Genomic DNA, 3,573 nt, shown 5'->3' with positions numbered 1-3,573 from the left:
TGAATAAAACTAAACATATATTAATTCTGGTTTTTAATAATTAATTCTAAAAAATATTTGAAATTTGCAATAAAGATAATTTTCGCTGTAATATTAAACTACAAAAATCGAAATTTATTTCAATCAACAACCATTTTATCTAAAATAAATGAACTATCAAGAGACTACCAATTGGATGTTTAATCAGCTTCCAATGTACCAATTGCAAGGTGCTTCTGCGTACAAAGAAGATTTAACGAATATTAGAATATTGGCAGCTCATCTTGACAATCCGCAAAATGAGCTGAAATGTATTCATGTTGCGGGAACAAACGGAAAAGGTTCTACTTCGCATATGCTTTCTTCGGTTCTACAGGAAGCGGGTTACAAAGTTGGATTGTATACTTCTCCGCATTTGAAAGATTTTAGAGAAAGAATTAAAATCGATGGAAAAGAAATCTCAGAAGAATTTGTTATCGAATTTATAGCAAAACACAAATCGTTTTTTGAAGCTAATGATATGAGTTTCTTCGAAATGTCGGTTGGTTTGGCTTTTGATTATTTTGCTTCTGAAAAAGTAGATATTGCGATTATCGAAGTTGGTCTTGGCGGAAGATTGGACGCAACGAATATTATTACACCATTGGTTTCGGTGATTACGAATATAGGTTTAGATCATACGCAGTTTTTAGGAAATACTTTGGAAGCCATTGCAGGCGAAAAAGCAGGAATTATAAAACCAAATATTCCAGTTGTTATTGGTGAATATACTGAAGAAACGAAGCCTGTATTTTTAGATAAAGCTGAAGCAAACAACGCTCCTATCTATTTCGCATCTGATTTGATTGATCAGATTTATTTGTCTGATTTGATCGGCGATTATCAGTTTCACAATAAAAAAACGGTACAACAGACAATTTCAATTTTGAATAATGAAACCGATTTTAAAGTTTCGACGGAACAATTAAAAGAAGGTTTATTGCATGTTGTAAAAAATACGGGTTTACAAGGAAGATGGCAGCAATTGGGAGAAAATCCAAAAATTGTTTGCGACACGGCGCACAACAAACACGGATTAACCGTCGTGATGAATCAATTGAAAAACGAAAAATTCGAAAACCTGCATATTGTTTTGGGTGTTGTGAACGATAAAGATTTAGATTCTATCTTGCCTTTATTTCCAAAAGAAGCGCAATATTACTTCTGCAGTCCGAATTCTTCGAGAGGTCTTCCAGCCGAAACTTTAAAAAATGCAGCTGAAAATTTCGATTTAAAAGGAGAAAAATACGATTCTGTGGAAATCGCTTTCGCGGAAGCCAAGAAAAATGCTTCGGAAAATGATTTTATTTACGTTGGCGGAAGTACTTTTGTTGTTGCCGAATTGCCTTTGAACTAAAATATACTTTTGATTTAGAAAAAAGTTCAAAAAATCATTTTAATAACAAATTCATAAACAAACAGATATAAGTTATTTTTAAAAAAGTTTTATTTTTTATTGTTTTTTGTTTGCAGAACTCAAAAACAGGCGTATATTTGCACTCGCAATCACAAACGATAGCAACCTAGTAAAATAGGGCGATTAGCTCAGCTGGTTCAGAGCACCTCGTTTACACCGAGGGGGTCGGGGGTTCGAACCCCTCATCGCCCACAAAAAACTCCTTAAGAAATTAAGGAGTTTTCTTTTAAATATGAAGGCTAAACAGAATTTTAAAAACTCATAAAAGTTAAAAATTCTTTGAAGAACTCAAAAACAAACGTATATTTGCACTCGTTATCACAAACGATAGCAACCTAGTAAAATAGGGCGATTAGCTCAGCTGGTTCAGAGCACCTCGTTTACACCGAGGGGGTCGGGGGTTCGAACCCCTCATCGCCCACCAAGAAACTCCTTAAGAAATTAAGGAGTTTTTTTATGGTTATATTTCCCTAAAACTATCGAATCTATTTAATACGCTCAAACACTTGTCATTTCGAGGAACGAGAAATTCCGTAAAGTATTTTGTCAATCTTTGTCGATTCGCGAGTGTGATTTCTCGTTCCTCGAAATGACAAACTTCATCTTTACAAACCCTACAATCTTTAAATTCTTATCAGAAAAATTGTATTTTTGCTTACCGCTCCCAAAGAACAACTGTATTTCACATTTTAAAATCTGTTTTTTACAGCCCCTATTTATTCACTTAATTATTATCTTTGAATTATGAGCACACTAACAAGACCAAATCATATAGGGCGAAAAATAAGCCGTATTCGTGAACTTCGTGACATGAAGCAAGAAGCACTGGCACAAGCTTTAGGAACTAATCAGCAAGCGATTTCTGCAATGGAAAATAGCGAAACAATAGATGATGCAAAACTTGTTGAAGTCGCAAAAGCACTTGGCGTAACTGCAGAGGCAATCAAGAATTTTTCTGAAGAAAACATGATTAATTTTTTCAATACTTTTAACGACACAGTAAGCAATAGCCACTTTGCAAGTACTAATCACAACTGCACTTTTAATCCTATTGACAAAGTTGTAGAACTTTACGAAGAAAAGGAAAAACTTTACGAACGTTTAATCCAAGCAGAAAAAGACAAGGTTGAATATTTAGAAAATATAATAAAAGAAAAATAACCTTTTGAAAAGCATAAAAAAAACTCCATTATTTCTAATGGAGTTTTTTTATATGATGATTTTTTATTTACTCAACTCTTTTTCAATTTCTTTAATAAGATCATTTGCAAGCGGTTTAGTATTTTCGTTATAAACTCTTATATTATTCTTACCTATTGTAACAAGATATTCGAGTGTCTTTTTATATTTTGGATCTGAGTATAATTTTTCTTCTGGCTTATCTGCGTTTTCTATTGTTTTATCAAAACACTTAAACAAAAAATCATTGTATACCTTATCAACTTCATTAACAGCTGGGACAAATATTTGGTAATAATTTAAAATTTTCTGTTTTAACTTTTCGTCTTCAATGTAACCAATTTTACCACTCGATTTAAAACCTTCATAATTACCCACATTCAATGTTTGCCCATGCGAATGAATTGGAAAACTCACCTTATTTTTAGACTTATAAATACTATCAAGCTGGAAAGCCGTTAACGCCAAAATTTTTTCATAACTTTTGTTTGTCTTTTGGTATTCTTTTACTTCTCTGTCGATACTTTCTACATCATCCTTTAAATTATTCTTTAAATTAGCAAGAAACGCAGCTACTTCTTCTTGTTGGTGTCTATGTTCACTCCAACCGTGTAGCGATATTGAAAGCGTCACAGCAAAAACGATTATGCATATTTCTATAATGATTTCTTTTATTTTCTCACCCAATGTGTGTTCCGGTTTTTTCACAGCTTTGTAAATTTTGTTTGAATGCTTGGTTATTTCTTCTTGCATAATTTAGTCTTGTAATTTTAACTTTGGTTATTATTATAATTTGTTTTAGGATATTAATTCTTTGAATTTAAAATCGTTATATTTTCAAAACAGTTTTTACACCGGAATAACTGTCTTTTTTCTTTTTCCTTCGATTTATATTCAAAAACGAATATAAGATTATTTACACAAAGCTCTGTTAATTTTTCTTAAATCCTATATAAATG

The 3,573-nt window shown here is 32.1% G+C and carries 3 protein-coding genes and 2 tRNA genes; 4 read left to right on the top strand and 1 reads right to left on the bottom strand.

The features are described 5' to 3' along the window. The first annotated feature begins 148 nt into the window (after positions 1-148). The 4 genes from VGE71_RS07790 to VGE71_RS07775 all read left to right on the top strand — a co-directional run bounded on the left by VGE71_RS07790 (position 149) and on the right by VGE71_RS07775 (position 2,596). On the top strand, positions 149-1,375 hold the full coding sequence (locus tag VGE71_RS07790; RefSeq protein WP_331137822.1) for a folylpolyglutamate synthase/dihydrofolate synthase family protein: 1,227 nt from the start codon (positions 149-151) through the stop codon (positions 1,373-1,375). 177 nt (positions 1,376-1,552) lie between these two features. After that, positions 1,553-1,627: transfer RNA gene (locus VGE71_RS07785), tRNA-Val, on the top strand. A gap of 154 nt (positions 1,628-1,781) precedes the next feature. Further along, positions 1,782-1,859 (top strand) — tRNA-Val (locus VGE71_RS07780). 320 nt (positions 1,860-2,179) lie between these two features. Then, the gene (locus tag VGE71_RS07775) at positions 2,180-2,596 is read left to right on the top strand and encodes a helix-turn-helix transcriptional regulator (protein ID WP_331137821.1); all 417 of its coding nucleotides are present in this window, start codon (positions 2,180-2,182) and stop codon (positions 2,594-2,596) included. A gap of 63 nt (positions 2,597-2,659) precedes the next feature. On the opposite strand, the gene VGE71_RS07770 is transcribed toward VGE71_RS07775, so the two are convergent. Beyond that, positions 2,660-3,367, bottom strand: a complete 708-nt coding sequence (locus VGE71_RS07770) for a DUF6090 family protein (RefSeq protein ID WP_331137820.1) — start codon at positions 3,365-3,367, stop codon at positions 2,660-2,662. Positions 3,368-3,573 lie beyond the last annotated feature (206 nt).

Origin of the sequence: Flavobacterium sp. (assembly GCF_036405015.1) — a bacterium.
GTDB lineage: Bacteria > Bacteroidota > Bacteroidia > Flavobacteriales > Flavobacteriaceae > Flavobacterium.
Note: the sequence above shows the minus strand (reverse complement) of the source record. Positions and strands in the feature narration are given on the sequence as shown.